Source organism: Bacillus sp. FDAARGOS_235, from assembly GCF_002073415.2.
Taxonomy (GTDB): domain Bacteria; phylum Bacillota; class Bacilli; order Bacillales; family Bacillaceae_G; genus Bacillus_A; species Bacillus_A toyonensis.
The window spans coordinates 2,044,938-2,061,174 of the sequence record NZ_CP020437.2; the positions used below are offsets into that span (position 1 = coordinate 2,044,938).

Genomic DNA, 16,237 nt, shown 5'->3' on the forward strand with positions numbered 1-16,237 from the left:
CAGTAAATAAAATTATATCGGCGTTTTTTTGAATATATCGACCGCAACTTGAAATATATCAGCGATTTTTAAAATATATCGACCGCAACTCAATATATATCAGCGATTTTTTGAATATATCGACTTACCGACAAAAACTGACAAAATAAAACGAAACTTTAATCGGGTTTTTACAGGCAGCCTTCCCCCCGCAAATAGCCGGATAAAAAAGAGACTGTTCCAAATCGGAACAGTCCTCTTATGCTTAAACAAACAGCTCTTCTAAAATTTTCAGTTTATCTTCTGTATATTTTACAAAGCCATCGTTATATGATTTTGGATCTTTCGGATTCGCGAAATGCGTAATTGCGCCCGTCTTCGGATGAACAAACTTACTTGAAGCACCACAGCCAAGCCCGATAATCGATTGTACTTCTTCCATTATGACAATGTTGTAAATACTTTCTTGCGTAGGCATTGCATAACCAACGTTCTCTAAGTTACCTAAAATATTCTTTTGACGATATAGGTAATATGGTACGTAATTATGCTTTTGCGTCCACTCTTCTGCTTCGTGCATCATCGCTGTAATTTCTTCGCGACCAGCTACTTTATATTTACGTTTGTTTTGCGTCATTTCAGAAGCACGTTTAAATGATAACGTATGAACTGTTAACGATTCTGGCATTAACTTTTCTGTCTCATCTAACGTGTGCTTGAAGATATCTAGCCCTTCACCAGGAAGACCAATAATTAAGTCCATATTAATATTGTTCATTCCCATTTCACGAGCTAAGTGATACTTCTCAATTGTTTCTTCTACAGTATGATGACGCCCAATTGCTTTTAATGTCTCTTGATGGTATGACTGCGGATTAATACTAATACGGTCAATATTCCATTTATTTAACACTTCTAGCTTAGCTGGCGTAATTGTATCAGGGCGACCTGCCTCAACTGTTACTTCACGCACATTTTTCACATCTGGGAACGCTTCATACATTTCTTCATACAGCATATCCATCTCTTCTGCTGTAATACTTGTCGGTGTACCGCCGCCGTAATAAATCGTCGTAACTGTTACACCTTTTTCTTTTAAAAACTTACCAATTTCACGAACTTCATAATGTAAACCACCTAAGAATGAATCAACAGAGCCTTGGCGTCCGTTAATTGCATAAGCCGGGAATGTACAATATGCACATTTTGTTGGGCAGAATGGAATACCGATATAAATACTTACTTCCTCTTTCAAACGGTATAAATCCGGAACTACCGCTAATTGGCAATCCACAATACGCTGAAGAAGTTCAATTTTCTCTTCATGAATTAAATAGCTTTCACGAAGCTCTTGATGCGCTTCTTCTTTTGACATACCATTTTGAAGCATTTTATGAAGAAGTTTTGTCGGACGAACTCCTGTTAAAATGCCCCAGCTTTGTTCAAGACCAGTTAACTGCTGAAGAACAGAAAGATATACATAAGAAACAACGTGCTTCACTTGCTTCATACGCTCTTTCTCATCTGTGAAAGCAGATAAATCTTTTGCGAACGTTTCTTCATACACATTTCCAGTAGCAACATCTGTTAAACGAGCAGATGCTTTCACATTCTCTTCAATGTGTATATCAACGATAAGATTTGCTTCCTCTTGTTCAAATCCAATCGTACTATCTTCAAAAAATAAGCCGCCAATATTTTGTAGCGGACGTAAAAAACGATCATCTTGTAACGTTTTAATTGAAATTAACAACATTATCACCTTTTCATTTGCAAACTCTCTTTAGTTTACTTGAAGGGCGTTTGCAGGTCAATACAGAAGGTTTTACCTTATTCCTTCTATTAATAACTTAAAGGCATAAGAGATAACATTTCTCTTATGCCTTTTATACATCTATTAACTATTTTTAGTCATAAATCTTAAACGTATTCCTAATAACACAAGAACAAAACCAACGAATGGGAGATAGTTCATATCATGTCCTGTGGCTGGAAGTTGTTGATTATTAGAAGAACCTTCCCCTTTTTCGGGTAAGTTAGGCTTCTCTGTTCCTTCACCTGGTGTTTCTGTTCCTCCACCTGGTGTTTCTGTTCCTCCACCTGGTGTTTCTGTTCCTCCACCTGGTGTTTCTGTTCCTCCACCTGGTGTTTCTGTTCCTCCACCTGGTGTTTCTGTTCCTCCACCTGGTGTTTCTGTTCCTCCACCTGGTGTTTCTGTTCCTCCACCTGGTGTTTCTGTTCCTCCACCTGGTGTTTCTGTTCCTCCACCTGGTGTTTCTGTTCCTCCACCTGGTGTTTCTGTTCCTCCACCTGGCTCTTTTTGATTTGTAATTTGAAGTTTTATAACTTCAATTTTTTGATTAGAAATCGTAAACTTAACTTCCTTATTAGATAAAGTGTATCCTTCTGGAGCCTGTACTTCTTTTAAAATGTAATCTCCTGGTTCAAGTTTCTTGGAAATTGCTTTACCATTTTTATCTGTTGTTAATTTGTCTATTTTCGTTCCGTCTTTCAAAATTTCAAAAACTGCGCCTGCTAATATTTTATTTGTATCATTCGCATCTACCTTTGTAATTTCTACTTGACCTGTTATTTTTTCTTTCACTTTTTCATTCAATACTTCTTGTTTTACTAATTCATTTGCTACGATGTTTACTTCTACTGTCACTTCCAGCGCCTTATAACCTTCTGGCGCTTTCGTTTCCTCTAACGTGTATTTTCCTGGCACTACGTTTTCGAATTTCACAACACCATCTTTATCTGTTGTTTTCATTTCTCCAACTACTTGACCACTTTCGTTTTTCAGTATAAATTCTGCGCCTGCTAGAACTTTTCCACTCTCTGCATCCTTTTTGATTACTTGTAAGCTTCCTAGTTCTTTCGCGTTTTCCACTTGTACTTGTACTACTTTATTTGCTTCTACAACGACTTCAATTTCTTCTTTTAACAACTTATATCCTTGTGGTGCTTTCGTCTCTTTTAATGTGTACTTCCCTGGTTCTAATTTCTGAGAGATTACTTTACCTGTTTTATCTGTTCGTAATGTCTCTACTTTTTTACCATCTTTATACACTTCGAATTCTGCGTCTGATAATACTTTCGCTTTATCATTCGCATCTACTTTTACGATTTCGAATTGACCTGTTACTTTTTCGTTCGTCACTTCTTGTTTTACTACTTCATTCGCTACGATGTTTACTTCTACTGTCACTTCTAGCGCTTTATAACCTTCTGGCGCTTTCGTTTCCTCTAACGTGTATTTTCCTGGCACTACGTTTTCGAATTTCACAACACCATCTTTATCTGTTGTTTTCATTTCTCCAACTACTTGACCACTTTCGTTTTTCAGTATAAATTCTGCGCCTGCTAGAACTTTTCCACTCTCTGCATCCTTTTTGATTACTTGTAAGCTTCCTAGTTCTTTCGCATTTTCTACTTGTACTTGTACTACTTTGTTTGCTTCTACAACGACTTCAATTTCTTCTTTTAACAACTTATATCCTTGTGGTGCTTTCGTCTCTTTTAATGTGTACTTCCCTGGTTCTAATTTCTGAGAGATTACTTTACCTGTTTTATCTGTTCGTAATGTCTCTACTTTTTTACCGTCTTTATACACTTCGAATTCTGCGTCTGATAATAGTTTCTCTTTATCATTTGCATCCACTTTTACAATTTCAAATTGACCAAGGCTCTTACTATTCGTTACTTTGACATCAATAACTTTTTCACCGTCAACTGTTACATGAATTACTTGTTTTGTTAACTCATAACCTTCTGGCGCTTTTGTTTCTTCTAACGTATATTCCCCCGGCACTAGTCCGTCTACTTTTACAATTCCAGACTCATCTGTTGTAATTCCTTCTTTTACAACATTTCCTTTCACATCTTTCAATGTAAATTGTGCGCCTGCTAAACGTTTCGTTTGATCTTTATCATCCATTTTAATAATTTGTAGAGAACCTAAGATTTTTTCGTTTTCTGCCTCTATTTTTACTACTTCTTTCTCGTTTTGAATTGTTACTTTCCATTCTTTATTAGAAAGTTTATAGCCCGTTGGTGCTTTCGTCTCTTTCACTGTGTATTCACCTAATGGTAATTTCGGTGACATCACTTTTCCACTCTCATCTGTTTTCAGTTCCGCTACCTTTTCACCATCTTTATACACTTCGAATTCTGCACCTGATAATACTTTCGTTTTATCATTCGCATCTACTTTCACAATTTCGAATTGACCTGTTACTTTTTCATTCGTAACTTCTTGTTTTACTACTTCATTTGCTACGATGTTGACTTCTACTGTCACTTCCAGCGCTTTATAACTTTCTGGCGCTTTCGTTTCCTCTAACGTGTATTTTCCTGGCACTACGTTTTCGAACTTCACTACGCCATCTTTATCTGTTGTTTTCGTTTCTCCAACTACTTGACCACTTTCGTTTTTCAGTATAAATTCTGCGCCTGCTAGAACTTTTCCACTCTCTGCATCCTTTTTGATTATTTGTAAGCTTCCCAGTTCTTTCGCGTTTTCCACTTGTACTTGTACTACTTTATTTGCTTCCACAACGACTTCAATTTCTTCTTTTAACAACTTATATCCTTGTGGTGCTTTCGTTTCTTTTAATGTGTACTTCCCTGGTTCTAATTTCTGAGAAATCACTTTACCTGTTTTATCTGTTCGTAACGTATCTACTTTCTTGCCATCTTTATACACTTCAAATTCTGCGCCTGATAATAGTTTCTCTTTATCATTTGCATCTACTTTCACGATTTCGAATTGACCTGTTACTTTTTCAGGGATTTTTTTATTCAACACATCTACAGTAATTACTTTATTAGCCTCTACATTTACAGGAACTGAACTAGATGATAGTTCATATCCTTTCGGGGCTTCTACCTCTTTTAATGTATATGTTCCAACTGGAAGTTGTTTTGATAAAGCTTCACCTTTACTGTCTGTAATAATTGTTTCGACAACTTTCCCATCTTTATCGATAACATCAAATTTTGCACCTGGTAGAAGTTGACCAGATTCATTATCTTTTTTCAACAATTTAAATTGGCCATTTTCAACTTTTTTCGTATTCTTCATAACAAGTTCAATTACGTTTGTACTATCAATTGTTACTTTTACTGGTGTATCAACTTTTATATATCCTTCTGGTGCACTAATTTCTTTTACAAAATAATCACCAAGTGGTAAATCTTTTACTTCCGCAATACCCTTTTCGTTTGTTGTAACAGTAGCCACAACAGTATTATCTTTGTCTATAACATCAAATTTTGCGTCTTTTAAAACAATGTTTTCATCGTTTTCATCAACTTTTTTAATTTGTAAATTTCCTTTTTCAGCTGCTGGCTTATTCCACTTTGGCCAGTTAAATTTAAAGTTATGAACCTCAAATCCATCTCTTTGGTGTAATCCTCCAACATAGGCTTGTCCATTAATAGAACCACCTTTTGTCTCTACAACTGCATTAGGTGCAAACACACTACCTACTACACCATAACCTTTAGTTGTTATCTTTGTAGCATTAGGAAACACCCAAATTACCTTACTAGCTAACTCAGTAAAAGATGAATTAGGGTCGTATGCTTGAGATGTATTAATTAAGTCTGTTGCCATCCCAGTATTTCTTGTATCATACAAAATTGCACCGCCACCAAAACTCACTTCTTCTGCATCTGAATAAATAACAATGAAGTCTTTATTCTCTACATTTGGAAGATAAACGTCTTTTACATCAAATGTTTTCTTTCCCGTTTGGCCTGAAGAGACATAAATATTAGGGTTGTTTACATCTTCACCGATTCCAAAGCTCATATTAAGTGTTGGCTTATCAGTGTGTAATTGGCCCGCATCCCCGATTACACCATCAACGTCTTTTCTAAATTCTTTAAACTTAGCATCAATCTCCGCTTGCTCTTTATAAGAGATACGGTCATATGACGTTTTCATTGCGCCATCTGGGTCACCGTCTTTTGTCATGGCCACTGTTCCATCTTGAATAATTACTTGTCCTGCTCCCGCTTTCGTAAATTGACCGCCTAGTAATAATGATGGATATCCTTCATCTACCCAAGTTGCTCCAGCTAAGTTATTTGCTCCAGTTGCAGCCGCTACGACTGTATAACTTGATGCGTTCATATTTTTCTGAACAGCCATCGCACCTTCAATATCCGCACTCGTTGCACTATGATCTCCAAAAATGATGGCGTTGTAATAAGATACATCACCTAAACCTTTTAATTCTGTTGTAGCTGCCTCTGCTTTAAATGGTAAATGGATTAAAAAATTCATACATATTAGTAATACAACTATTAAACTACTACTTAACTTTTTAATTTTTTGATTAAATGATTTCCTCAAGAAATTCATTCCCCCTTTTAAACTTCCTAAAATCATAAAAAGAAACACATTTCATATGTGCCAGATCTTACTCACATTAACTTAAAATAATCCATTTAAATAAAACAAAGAAACGCTACAACTAATTAATAAAATTACTACAATTCATTTTTGAAATAATACGTGAACTACACTATCATGCGGAAATGTTTTACATACGGGAGCCCAATAAAATTTATCTGAAGAATATTTCATGTGGTGTAACTATTTTGGGAACATCATCCACTTTACATTAGTTTTCTAAAGGATTCAAGTGAATTGTATAGATTTCATACACAATTCACAACCTAAAACGCTTTCATTCCTTTTAGTAAGTTCAACAAAAAAACGTAGCCACAAAGCTACGTTTTTCTTTCATCGTTTCGGTGTATTTTTATGGTTTTTCAAAAACGGAAGTGGGAATTGCTTACGGAAATGCTCTTTAATCATATACTCTACACCGTTCTCACTATTTGAACGTGTAATCCAATCTGCCGCTTGCTTTAACTCTACAGGCGCATTCCCCATCGCTACCCCGAGTCCAACGTTTTCAATGACCTCTAAATCTTCCATGCTATCCCCAATCGCAACCATTTCATTTAGCGAAATATTTAAATGCTCTCCAAGCAACTGTAATCCGCGTAACTTTGATACATTTTGCGGCAAAATTTCTATTCGTTTTGCGTCACATTCAACATACTCTATATCTTGGAATGCTTTTCTTAGCGTAATTAGCCCTCTTTCCTTTTCACCTTTACTATGGAAAACAACATCAATTTTTGGTGCCGCTACCGGATGATCACGAAGCGCATCGCCTAACGAATCTACAAATTGAACTGGATAAAATAACGGATCTGCGCTTGATAATACAGTACGCGCAATTAAGTTTGGTGTATTTCTCTCCCGGTTTCCGATTGAAAACCGCTCATGAGAAATGCGTACATTACAATCAAAGTGCTCTAACACTTGCACAATGTTAAAAGTCTTCTCTTCAGATAATCTTCTTTGAACGTAAGGCTTATCTAACGTTGCTGAAACGAAAGCACCACCGTGTGTCACTAATATAGAATCTAATTTTAACGCCTTTGCTACTTTATGAGCGGATTGAAAATTACGGCTCGTAAATAATGTAACGTATACATCTTTTCTTTTCACAAATTCAATTGTTTCTCGTAATCCTTTTGCGATTTTTCCGTTATTGTATAGTAGTGTCCCATCTATATTAAGAGCTAGTAAGCGATAAATCATGTCGCACTCCCCCTCTTCGCTGTTGTACTCTATCCATAATTTATGAAATAAATGTAGCAAATAGAACGAGTTAGAATTACTACTGAAAATTTGGTTTACTATATACATATACACTCAGTAAAGGAGATAGTACAATGCAGGCACCACCTTCTTTTTACGAAGGCGACACGTTAGAAGTCGCAAAGAAATTACTCGGCCAAAAACTCGTTCATATTGTAGACGGAATAAAACGAAGCGGCATCATTGTGGAAGTAGAAGCATATAAAGGCCCAGATGATAAGGCCGCACATAGTTATGGCGGCAGACGAACGGATCGTACAGAGGTCATGTTTGGCGCACCGGGGCATGCTTACGTATATTTAATTTACGGTATGTATCATTGTTTTAACGTCATTACAGCGCCAGTTGGCACCCCGCAAGGCGTTCTCATTCGAGCGCTTGAACCTGTAGATGGGATTGAAGAAATAAAACTAGCGCGCTACAACAAAACAGACATTACGAAAGCACAGTACAAAAATTTAACAAACGGTCCTGGCAAACTATGCCGTGCACTCGGAATTACTTTAGAAGAACGCGGCGTATCATTACAAAGTGATACGTTACATATTGAACTCGTTCCAGAAGAAGAACATATGTCATCACAATATAAAATAACAGCAGGACCTCGTATTAATATCGACTATGCAGAAGAAGCTGTGCATTATCCGTGGCGGTTTTATTATGAGGGGCATCGGTTTGTTTCAAAGAAATAAGCGATATCAACGATTTTTCAAATATATCTATCGTAACTTACAATATATCAACGATTTTTCGAATATATCTATCGTAACTTACAATATATCAACGGTTCGACAAGAAATATCGATTTATCGACAAATAATAACATTACGAATAAAAGAAGACTGTTCCAAAATGGAACAGTCTTTCCCTCTTACTCTGCACCTTCCGCAGTCGCAATATCATTTTCTAAGTTTTCTCTTGATAATTCAGCCGCCATAAAGTCAGCTGTTTCTGGAAGTGCTAAATGCATATGAGCTTTTTGACAAATTTGGATCGTACAGTTTTCTATAACATAGTCGAAAACATGTCCGCCCCCGCGAATTTCATCATCAATGTAATGTAAGTGGAACCCAGCTACACCAATGCCTTGCGCGTAATCTGGTGTCCAAAATCCAGCTAGTGTACCTTCTGTATTTTTAAACGAAAAGATTGGTTGTGATTTCGTCACTTCAACGAGCGGTGTATACGGTTTTTCTTGTCTTGGAACAGTTCTCGTCCTTACTTCACGGAACGTACCGTCCATTCGAATAGCGTAGAATAAGTTTTTACTCGGCATTAATTCATGTAATAACGCTTCAACTTCTTCACGATTCATCGGACGCTCTACCGTATAACTCATTTCTTTTTCAAAAAACGTTACAGTCGCAAATGGCGTTGTTTCTTCTGGCTCTACTTTTTCTGCTGAACCGTCTGAACGTAAATGATAAAATTCATTATCAAATGCAATCATTTCACCATCTAATTGATCAAATGTGCCGATGCCAAAATCACCATGTTCTTTTAGTTCCTCAAAGCTAATCACACCATCATATATACCATCTAATAGCGCAAGCATTGTAGATGTTTGATATACTTCATTACTCGTTTTCGTTTTTTTTGCATCAATATCAATTAATTGCGCAACAGTCATCTCAAATCTGCCTCCATTAGTTTAATTGGTTTGGTAATAATTTTTCGCTTAATTTAATGTTGTCACGATAGTCAATTGGAATATCAATAATGACAGGACCATCTGCTGCTAATGCTTCTTTTAATACCCCTTCTAATTCATCAGGCGTGTTAACACGAAGACCTAACGCCCCGAAACTTTCTGCATATTTCACAAGATCAACATCGCCAAATTCTGTAGCTGATGTTCTACCGTATTTCATCATTTGTTGGAACGCAACCATATCATATGTACCGTCTCTCCAAACGAGATGTACAACTGGTGCATTTAAACGTACCGCTGTTTCTAACTCCATCGAAGAGAATAAGAAACCACCATCACCTGACACGGAAACAACTTTTTTTCCCGGTTCAACTAAAGTAGCGGCAATTGCCCAAGGTAGTGCAACACCTAACGTTTGCATACCGTTACTAAATAATAGTCTACGTGGTTCATAAGAACGGAAACATCTCGCCATCCAAATAGAATGGGAACCGATGTCACACGTAACAGTTGTATCGTCACTAATTAAAGAACGAAGTGTGCGAATGACTTGAAGCGGATGCGTAACACCTTCAGAAGCGCGGTTTGGAACTTCTGCTTGCTCTGATAACTTCGCGCGTAATCGTTCTAACACTGCTTCTGATTCCGTGCTTAATACAAGTTTCGGTAATTTTTCTGCAATGCTATTTACAGTTAAAGCGATATCGCCAATTAATTCACGCTCTGGTTGGTAATCATGATCGATATCTGCTTGATGGTCATCAAGATGAATGATCGTTCTGTCCCCAAGTTTATTCCAAAATTTCGGATCGTACTCAATTGGATCATAACCGATAGAAATAACGAGATCCGCTTCTTCTAGTAAAATATCACCTGGTTGATTACGGAATAATCCAACGCGGCCGAAGAAATGATCTTCTAACTCACGTGAAATTGCACCAGCTGCTTGATACGTTTCAACGACAGGAAGTTCTGTATCAGCAATTAATTCACGAACAGCTTTCGTCACTTCATTTGTGCTCGCTCTCATACCGAGTAAAATAACTGGTAATTTCGCTGATTTTATTTTTTCTACCACATATGTAATATCATATGTGGGAGCGATTCCAAGCTGTGGCTTAGAAAGCGCACCGATAGACTCTACAGTCGTTTCCGCAGTCATAACATCTTGCGGAAGACTTACTAAAGTTGCTCCCGGATTTGTGGAGGTAGCACTTCGAAATGCATTTGATAGTGCTTCTGGTACGTTATCCGGATGCTCTACTTCTACGCTATATTTTGTGATTGGTTCGAATAGTGCAGCATTATCCATAGATTGATGGGTACGTTTTAATCGATCCGTACGTGGAACTGCACCAGCTAAAGCAACAACGGGATCACTCTCCGCATTCGCAGTAACAAGACCTGTCGCTAAATTTGATGTCCCTGGTCCTGAAGTCACAAGACACACACCCGGTTTCCCTGTTAATCTACCAATAGCAGCTGCCATAAATGCTGCGTTTTGTTCATGACGACAAACGATTAACTCTGGTCCTCTTTCTTGCAATACATCAAATACAGAGTCAATCTTCGCTCCTGGAATACCGAAAACATGTGTAACACCTTGTTTAATTAAACAATCAACAACAAGATCTGCTCCTTTTGTTTTTGTCTTCACGTCGTTTGCTTTTACACCTGTACTCATCAAACTAATCATCCCTTTATTTCATAATGTGTGTAATAAAGATTTTAATTTCACCTAGTTAATTAACGTGGTGAAGTATCATGTATCATTATATTACAAATGCATTATTTTTCCAACAATATGAATTTGACAGTATTTTGACAACCCTTAAAGAATACGCTTACAATTAATTTGTTTTTTAAAATAACATTTACTTTTAAACTTAATTCCCTAAACAAAAAAGACGCCCCATAAAGGAGCGTCTTCCACTATTACGCTTGTTGCGCGCTATATAATTCTTCAAGTGGCTTCATGATAATTTTGTTAACGTCACCGATTACAACGTTTAGGCGTTGCTCAGTTTCCATTAATTTTGTAATTTTAGCATCTTGTTGAATGCGAGCTACAACTTCTTGTGCTTGTTGGTTGTCTTCTTCAGTGATTTCTTGGCCTTGCATCATTTTTTGTTGTAGGCTAAGTTGCATCGTACGGAACTCTTCAAATAAGTTCTTTGAAGCTGCATCTCCTTGTACTGCCGCATAGCTCTCTTTTAAAGTTTTGAAGTCTTCGTTTTCAGCGATTGCTTTTTGTAATTCATATGCTACATCATGAATGTTTTTTGTCATTTTATTTTTCCTCCTTTAGAAGGCTAGCGCTTTTCGCTCACACTGCCTTTTAAGTGCATTTACATACGCACCTCTTCTTACCATATCAAACTATGCAAGAGATGTGAAGAAATTTCACTCTTATTTCTATGTACTTATCTTTACTACCTAAGGAACAACAGTAACAACCCTTGCACGAGTCCAATCATTCCGCCTAATAAGGCACCTAAATACGTAATCATTTTCAGCTCATTTTTTGTAATGGACAGAACTAAATCTTCTAGCCTCTCTGTTGAAAATGTAGACACTTCTTGCTGGACAATTTCCGCAAGATGTAGATTATTTAGTATGGTCTCTACATTTTCTGTCCCCCACTTCAAGCCTTTCGTTACTGCGCTTGGAACCACTTTTTCAATGATTGTTTCTCGAACTGGCGCACACACTTGCTGTACCGATTGGTTTAAAAACTTACTCACTGTTTCCTCAACTTTAACTACAGACAATATGGAGCTTACAATCATTTCTTTTTCTACAAACGTTTCTAATTCTTTTACATCTCTTCCCTTTAACTTTTCCCACTCTTTTTGCAGTACATTAGTTAAAAGCTTTTCCGTACCATCTTGACCTAAAAATTTAATCACTTCTGGCTGCACACGATCCACTACACTTACATTCCCTAGAAACATCCCGACTAAGTTAAGTAATGTTCCACGAGAAGCAAAGAAATCATCAATCATTTTTGAAAGGCGCGCTTTCCCTTCTTCACTTTCAAAAAATTCAATTCCTCGCTCTAAAATAAAAGCCGAGACATTTGGAATTGCATTCTCTATTTTTTCATGTACAGAATGAGGTAGAGCTTGTTCCCATGTATATGTATAGTACTCCGCTAAAAATTCCTGAACTTTTTCTGTAATCACATGCTCGATTTTCCCGGTCGCCTCTTCTTCTACATGTGCTATATTCCATTTTTCTAACATATGTCGCAGTGATTGTTCATTCGTAATGACTTTATCCACTTCCACTTGCACCCAGCGAATTAAACTTTTTTGAAACTCTTCATTTGTTAGCTTTTTTCCGATTCCTTCTGGCGTTAACAAATGCTCGACTACCATTTTCCCTAATTGAACAGCAAGCTCATCACGTCGCTTCGGAATTAATCCAGGTGTAAATGGCAATTGAAACTTTCCAATATAAATAGGACGATGGGGACGAAATAACATTTTTATCGCTAAGTGGTTCGTATATCCTCCAATAATCGCTCCGAGCCCTGTCGTCGTTAACATATTCAACCATATATTCATTACAATCAACCTTTCGCTTCTCCAAAACTATAGCATATCATCATACGGACAAAAGTATAATGGTATAAAAAAGTATTTGCAATATATAGCTTCGCCTATTATGCCAACACTTTGTTAGTAAAGGAGTGATTTCGTTGGTTCTCGGTATTTTAACTTCCCGGCCTCATTATGAGCAAACTTATTACACCGAAATCGCCAAACGCGCTCGGCTTTATCATAATGTCGTTGCCCAGTTTACACCATTTTGTATTGATCCTAAAACAGACCTTGTTTCTGGTCTTATTTATGATACAGATACAGGAAAATGGAAAGAGCAAACATTCCCTATTCCTTCTTATATATACGATCGTTCTTCTTTTAACGAGGATACAGACTTTGAAAAAGCTAAATCAATTATTCATTCATTACACAACCGTCCTTCCACTACCTTTTTAAATAACACACTTATTGACTTAAGCGAACTACATGATTTATTTCTTACTAATAAAAAATTATCTCCTTATATACCAAAATTTGAAATAGCAACGATACAAAACATTTTCAAACTTTTATTAAAAACAAAAGATATTATTATACGTCCTACTCATACACATTCCAATGAAAGTCTGTACCGGATCGCTTATAAAAATAAAACGTTTCATATCGATACAATACATGACGCATATCATAATTCTACTCCAATCAAACGGACAGATGAGTTTATATCTTGGTACACATCTAACATACAATCAACACGTTATATCACCCATACGATGCTACAACCACCGAATCAACTAACGTATCCACTCCACATTCGAACCATTTTGCAAAAAAATAAAGAACAAAAATGGAACGTTATCGGTCAATTTATACAAAAAAGCTCATTTCCGAACCAATTTTTACTTTCCGTAACGGATGATTCCTCGCTGCATTCATTATCAAAAATTAAATATGTACTATCTAATACCGGTGTGCAACTATTACAAGACGCTTTACACGACATTATAAATGAAGTGTTTCAAACATTAGATCAATCTTATTCTTCTTTATTCGAACTAGAACTTTCCACAATTATGGATCAAAAAGGGGCGATTTGGCTTATGTATGTCAACACGATTCCCCCTTACGAACGTTACATTCATCATAATGATTCGTTAGCTGAAAAGATCTTTCACGGACCACTAAAATTTAGCCGCTTTACACCATAACGAAAGGAGGGAATCCCATTTTGAAAGAGCACATATATACATTAAACATTTCAGATGAGCATCCAAATAGTATTACTTTACCTTACATTTTTTCTATTACACCACCTATTACATCCCTTTCCTTCGGCAGACGCCATGTTGCAAGTGAAGAGGTAAAAATTCATTATTCCTTTACTCGTGAAATTATGATTGGAAAACGAATTGCAGAAAAACTTTTACTCCCTCATTCCACTACCATTCATGCCTTTACACAAAATGAAACAATTATTTTCGGACCATTAGTCGGTATTTTCACAACTGGTTTTAACGATGACTCACCTATTCCTTTAGGAAACCGTTCCACATCTCTCAGTGAGTTACTAACACCACCATTTACATTACGACCGTTCGTATTCGTTTTTGGCGTTCAACATATAAACTGGGAAGAAGAAACGATTGATGGGTATTTCTTTCAAGAAGGAAAATGGCTAAAGAAAAAAGTTCCTTTGCCAAATGTCATTTACGATCGACTACCAAATCGTAAAGCAGAAAATTATAAACCAATCGTTAGAGCAAAAAAGAAATTAGAACATGACTATAACATTCCATGGTTTAACCCAGGATTTTTTAATAAATGGGACGTTCATCAACTTCTCATGAAGGACGATTCAATTGTGCCTTTATTACCAAACACAGAGACATTTCAGCACTTCGAACAAGTAGAACGGTTTCTTGGCACATATAAATCAATTTACATGAAACCGATACACGGTAGCTTCGGAAGAAATATTCATCAACTATTTTATTCTCAAACAGAGAATTGCTACTACTGTCGTTATCGCGAAAATGAAGAGAATAAACTAAGAAAGTATCAATCATTAGAAACACTTCTGAACCACGTATTAAAAGGACATGATTTAAAGAAGTTTATCGTACAGCAAGGTATTTCTTTACTTCGCTTCGACGGGCAACCTGTTGATTTTCGCATTCATACAAATAAAAACCATTTCGGTAATTGGGTCGTCAGTGCCATCGTCGCCAAAATTGCTGGCAAAGGTAGCTTAACAACACATGTAAATAGCGGTGGTGATACAAAATTACTACAAGAACTTTTTCCAGATTCAACGAAACAAGTTCAAATTGAAAATAAATTAAAACAAACAGCCTTGCAAATAAGTTACGCGCTCGATGGGCAAGTAACTGGGAACATTGGAGAAATCGGTTTTGATATCGGTTTAGACACAAAGGAAAATCCGTGGCTATTTGAAGCAAACTCAAAACCTGGGCGAACTGTATTCCAAGATGAAAAGTTAAAAGAACAAAGTGAACTGACGCGCCAATTATTTTACGAATATGCTATCTACTTAACTGAACATTCTTTGCGCGATGCAAAAGAAAAAATGTCCCAAATGAAATTAGGGACTTCATCAAACACCGAACATATCCCTTCTCCTATGATTCACTCACAAATACGAAAACAAAAACTTCCACCTCATTCATAAGGTGGAAGTTTTCTATTTACACAAGTTTTACTACAACCTCAGTTTCCACGTTACATACTCCGCAATAAAAAATATGATTGCAATATTCTTGTGAATGATTATGTGTTAATCCATCTACCTCACTTAATAATTCCTGATCCATATACGCACTATAATCGTCTATGTAATCTACAGTTTTCCCATAATCTTGGAGTATACCTTGGCAATTTTGACAAGAATAGGTTTGTGATTCGAATGCGTTGCAAAGCGGGCAAATCCCCATCATGATTCCTCCATACATTATCGTTTAACATCATTTAAAGTTCTTTCTTTTTAGGTTGCAGAAAGCATCTAGCCATGAGTAGATACGGTCAGTTCCTTTCTTTCCCTTTCCATGCCCCATCCCTAGTTAAACCAGAAATGAGAAGTTAATGCCTTTTTAGTTTTTATATTACTAAGCTGCAATTGTAATGTATCTCACTTTCATAAACCATCAATAAAAAGCTAATTATTAGCCCTAACATAGTAGGGTTCAAAGAGAACACCATATTTAATATCGCTCTTAGTTTAGCCTTCTTTCTTAAAAATACAACGATTACTCTTATTTCATAATTTACGAAATCACTACGTTTTTTTGACAAAATTTACAAATTATTATTTTGTATATCTTTCTAGGTAACATCCATACTATGAGTACAAAC

The 16,237-nt window shown here is 36.5% G+C and carries 11 protein-coding genes; 3 read left to right on the top strand and 8 right to left on the bottom strand.

Annotated features, from left to right (window positions below):
* Positions 1 to 244 precede the first annotated feature (244 nt).
* From A6J74_RS12410 to A6J74_RS12420, 3 genes are all read right to left on the bottom strand, one after another.
* Positions 245 to 1,735, bottom strand: a complete 1,491-nt coding sequence (locus A6J74_RS12410) for a coproporphyrinogen III oxidase (protein WP_002047350.1) — start codon at positions 1,733 to 1,735, stop codon at positions 245 to 247.
* A gap of 141 nt (positions 1,736 to 1,876) precedes the next feature.
* Positions 1,877 to 6,343, bottom strand: coding sequence for a SpaA isopeptide-forming pilin-related protein (locus A6J74_RS12415; RefSeq protein ID WP_105299442.1), 4,467 nt, complete (start codon positions 6,341 to 6,343; stop codon positions 1,877 to 1,879).
* Positions 6,344 to 6,736: 393 nt separating this feature from the next.
* Positions 6,737 to 7,609, bottom strand: a complete 873-nt coding sequence (locus tag A6J74_RS12420) for a Cof-type HAD-IIB family hydrolase (RefSeq protein ID WP_000640432.1) — start codon at positions 7,607 to 7,609, stop codon at positions 6,737 to 6,739.
* A gap of 134 nt (positions 7,610 to 7,743) precedes the next feature.
* On the opposite strand from A6J74_RS12420, the gene A6J74_RS12425 reads away from it, so the two are divergent.
* Positions 7,744 to 8,361, top strand: coding sequence for a DNA-3-methyladenine glycosylase (locus A6J74_RS12425; protein WP_001148788.1), 618 nt, complete (start codon positions 7,744 to 7,746; stop codon positions 8,359 to 8,361).
* Positions 8,362 to 8,540: 179 nt separating this feature from the next.
* Here the strand turns inward: A6J74_RS12425 and alsD are convergent, their stop codons facing one another.
* The 4 genes from alsD to A6J74_RS12450 all read right to left on the bottom strand — a co-directional run bounded on the left by alsD (position 8,541) and on the right by A6J74_RS12450 (position 12,898).
* Positions 8,541 to 9,299: an alpha-acetolactate decarboxylase gene (gene alsD / locus A6J74_RS12435; protein ID WP_000215029.1), complete on the bottom strand. Its 759-nt coding sequence runs from the start codon at positions 9,297 to 9,299 to the stop codon at positions 8,541 to 8,543.
* Positions 9,300 to 9,315: 16 nt separating this feature from the next.
* Entirely contained in the window at positions 9,316 to 11,004 is a 1,689-nt protein-coding gene (alsS, locus tag A6J74_RS12440; RefSeq protein ID WP_000103539.1) for an acetolactate synthase AlsS, read from the bottom strand.
* 251 nt (positions 11,005 to 11,255) lie between these two features.
* Positions 11,256 to 11,609, bottom strand: coding sequence for a YlbF/YmcA family competence regulator (locus A6J74_RS12445; RefSeq protein WP_000164615.1), 354 nt, complete (start codon positions 11,607 to 11,609; stop codon positions 11,256 to 11,258).
* Positions 11,610 to 11,752: 143 nt separating this feature from the next.
* Positions 11,753 to 12,898, bottom strand: coding sequence for a DUF445 domain-containing protein (locus A6J74_RS12450; RefSeq protein ID WP_000636639.1), 1,146 nt, complete (start codon positions 12,896 to 12,898; stop codon positions 11,753 to 11,755).
* Positions 12,899 to 13,023: 125 nt separating this feature from the next.
* Here A6J74_RS12450 and A6J74_RS12455 point away from each other — a divergent pair, with 125 nt between their 5' ends.
* Together A6J74_RS12455 and A6J74_RS12460 are read left to right on the top strand one after the other, a co-directional pair.
* On the top strand, positions 13,024 to 14,076 hold the full coding sequence (locus tag A6J74_RS12455) for a YheC/YheD family endospore coat-associated protein (protein ID WP_000242732.1): 1,053 nt from the start codon (positions 13,024 to 13,026) through the stop codon (positions 14,074 to 14,076).
* A gap of 20 nt (positions 14,077 to 14,096) precedes the next feature.
* Positions 14,097 to 15,557 carry a YheC/YheD family endospore coat-associated protein gene (locus A6J74_RS12460; RefSeq protein WP_000658084.1) on the top strand — a complete coding sequence of 487 codons (1,461 nt, stop codon included), beginning with the start codon at positions 14,097 to 14,099 and terminating at the stop codon, positions 15,555 to 15,557.
* A 16-nt stretch (positions 15,558 to 15,573) separates the two neighbouring features.
* On the opposite strand, the gene A6J74_RS12465 is transcribed toward A6J74_RS12460, so the two are convergent.
* Entirely contained in the window at positions 15,574 to 15,819 is a 246-nt protein-coding gene (locus tag A6J74_RS12465; RefSeq protein ID WP_000510453.1) for a hypothetical protein, read from the bottom strand.
* Positions 15,820 to 16,237: the final 418 nt, after the last annotated feature.

Bases quoted from the DNA above. Each gene is read 5' to 3' on its own strand.
- alsS (WP_000103539.1), bottom strand. From the start codon at position 11,004: ATGAGTACAGGTGTAAAAGCAAACGACGTGAAGACAAAAACAAAAGGA.
- A6J74_RS12465 (WP_000510453.1), bottom strand. From the start codon at position 15,819: ATGGGGATTTGCCCGCTTTGCAACGCATTCGAATCACAAACCTATTCT.
- A6J74_RS12445 (WP_000164615.1), bottom strand. From the start codon at position 11,609: ATGACAAAAAACATTCATGATGTAGCATATGAATTACAAAAAGCAATC.
- A6J74_RS12425 (WP_001148788.1), top strand. From the start codon at position 7,744: ATGCAGGCACCACCTTCTTTTTACGAAGGCGACACGTTAGAAGTCGCA.
- A6J74_RS12420 (WP_000640432.1), bottom strand. From the start codon at position 7,609: ATGATTTATCGCTTACTAGCTCTTAATATAGATGGGACACTACTATAC.
- alsD (WP_000215029.1), bottom strand. From the start codon at position 9,299: ATGACTGTTGCGCAATTAATTGATATTGATGCAAAAAAAACGAAAACG.
- A6J74_RS12410 (WP_002047350.1), bottom strand. From the start codon at position 1,735: ATGTTGTTAATTTCAATTAAAACGTTACAAGATGATCGTTTTTTACGT.